Here is a 2,258-nt window from a genome sequence, read left to right on the forward strand (position 1 = left end):
AGAACTCGATGAATGAGGCGCCGTAGGTCACTTCGCCTTTGGCTTCCGCCAGCGGCTTGCCCTGCTCTAGGGTCATCAGGCGGGCTAGGTCGTCGGCGTGCTCATTGATCAGCTCAAACCAGCGGCGCAGCAGGGCCGAGCGCTGTTTCACCGGGGTGGCGCGCCAGGCGGCACCGGCTTCGTAAGCGGCAGCCACGGCGTCGCGGGTGTCGTCAGCGCTTAAATCTGCCACGTGGGCAATGGTCTCGCCGGTGGCGGGGTTGTCCACCGCGAAGGTCTGCTGGCCCTTGCGCCACTGCCCGCCCACCAGGGCCGGTACGGCATCGTGCAACCACTGTTCGATAAAGCTCATAGCGTGCTCCTTTAAAGTGTTGGAACGGCTTACAGGTCAGCCATCATGTGTTGGTCGCTGTAGGCGCGGCCGTAGGTGCGCAGAGCGTGGATGTACAGCCCCACCCCCAGCAGCGACCAGCCCGCGAAAATGCTCCACTCAGCGCCGCTCAGTGCCGCCGGGCTACCGGGCAGGTAGAGACACGCCATGCCGAAAGAAAGGACGACCGCCAAGGTGCCGCACAGCTTGCCGTGGCGAATGCGAAACGGGCGCGGCATATCCGGCTCGCGAACCCGTAGCACCACAAAGGAGATGGCCACGAACAGGTAGGCAATCACGATGCCCAGGCCACCGGCGTTGACGATCCACACCAGCGCGGGGCGGCCGAAGAACGGGGCGATACAGGAGAGGAAGCCCATCAGGAAAATGGCGTTAGTCGGCGTTTTATAGCGCGGGTGCAGCTTGGCAAACGGCGCAGGCAGCATGCCCGCACGGGCCAGGGCGTAAATGGCCCGCGAGCCGCCGATGTAGAAGGCGTTCCAGCTGGTGATGATGCCCGCAATACCCGCTAGAACCATCAGATTGCTGGCCCAGGGGGCGTTGAACAGGCTACCCATGGCATCCGGCACGCTCAGGGAACTCGCGGCCAGCTCGGTGCTGTTCAGGGCAAGGCTGGTGGCCAGAATAATCAGCGCGTACCACACCACTGCCAGAATGACCGACATCATCAGCACTTTGCCGATGGCTTTGTAGGGCAGGTTAATCTCTTCAGCGGCTTGGGGAATGACGTCAAAGCCAACGAACAGGAACGGCACCATGACCAGCACCGCGACAATGCCCGCTACCACGCCGGTATCGGCCTGGGTGAACAGCGGCATCATGTTGATGGTTTCGCCTTCAAACAGCGCGCCCGTGACAAACAGCACGCCAACCAGCAAAATCATGGCGGTCACGACTTTCTGGATCAGCGCGGCGGTGGTCACACCGAAGTAGTTGATAATCATCATGGCGAGCGAGCCGCCAACACCGACGGCCACCCACGTCGCTTTTACTTCCCAGCCCGCGATGGTCCATAAGTGGCCAACTGCATAGTTCGGTGCTAGGTGCTCAATCACGGTGGGCAGCGCCACGGCTTCAAAGGCCACCACGCTTAAATAGCCTAAAATAATCGCCCAGGTGCATAAGAAAGAGGGTAAGTGGCCCAGGGCGCGGTAGCTGTAAACATGCTCGCCGCCTACTTTGGGCATGGCGGAGGCCAGCTCAGCGTAGGTGAGGCCCACCATGATGATCGCTAAACCGCCGATAATAAACGCTAAAATAGCACCTAAGCTGCCAGCGGATTGAATCGCGGTGCCGGTTAATACAATCCAGCCCCAGCCAATCATCGCGCCGAAGGCGAGGGCTAATACGTCGCCGCGGGCCAGTACCCGGACGAGCTTATCCTGTTCAGAAGAGGGAGTGGTCATCGCACAGTGTCCTGCAGGTTATTGGATGTTGTCGTTGGCGCTCTGTGGCGCAGTATCCTGATTCCAGTGACGGAATAGTTACACGCTAGCAGGCGGCGGTCAGAACGCGAATGCACCACTTTGGGGTTCGACTAGACCACTTTTTCAACGCACCAAATAAGTGCATAGCTGACATAATGCTTTCGTCTAAACGCCTGATGGCAGCGGGCTTCACGCGGAAAAGGGGGCGTTGATATGGATCGCCAGCAGGTCTTGCACCAATTTATGCAACTTTATGCACTCCAACCGGAGCGGCTAAGTAAGCAGGTGCGCATTGAACAGGCGCTGCGCCAAGCCATCACTCAGCAGTGGCCCAGCGGGCTGCGTTTGCCTTCTCATCGGGTATTGGCGGATGCCATTCAGGTGGCGCGCCAAACCCTGGCCCTGGCGATCGGTACGCTATTGGAAGAGCAGCTGCTGAC

The 2,258-nt window shown here is 60.0% G+C and carries 3 protein-coding genes; 1 reads left to right on the forward strand and 2 read right to left on the reverse strand.

Annotation, left to right across the window (positions count from 1 at the left end; all coding sequences use genetic code 11):
- On the reverse strand, positions 1 to 352 hold a 352-nt coding region (locus BIS10_RS18425; RefSeq protein WP_253507640.1), incomplete at its 3' end, for an aldehyde dehydrogenase family protein.
- 29 nt (positions 353 to 381) lie between these two features.
- A complete protein-coding gene (locus tag BIS10_RS18430; RefSeq protein ID WP_253507645.1) occupies positions 382 to 1,797 on the reverse strand; it encodes an APC family permease in 1,416 nt (471 codons plus the stop codon).
- A gap of 234 nt (positions 1,798 to 2,031) precedes the next feature.
- Between BIS10_RS18430 and BIS10_RS18435 the strand changes: the two genes are divergently transcribed.
- On the forward strand, positions 2,032 to 2,258 hold a 227-nt coding region (locus BIS10_RS18435), incomplete at its 3' end, for a GntR family transcriptional regulator (protein WP_253507648.1).

The sequence above is a fragment of the Halomonas sp. 707B3 genome (genome assembly GCF_024158645.1).
Taxonomy (GTDB): Bacteria; Pseudomonadota; Gammaproteobacteria; order Pseudomonadales; family Halomonadaceae; genus Vreelandella; species Vreelandella lionensis.

What these genes read in the sequence shown, in the direction of transcription:
- BIS10_RS18430 (WP_253507645.1), bottom strand. Translation starts at nt 1,797, where the DNA reads ATGACCACTCCCTCTTCTGAACAGGATAAGCTCGTCCGGGTACTGGCC.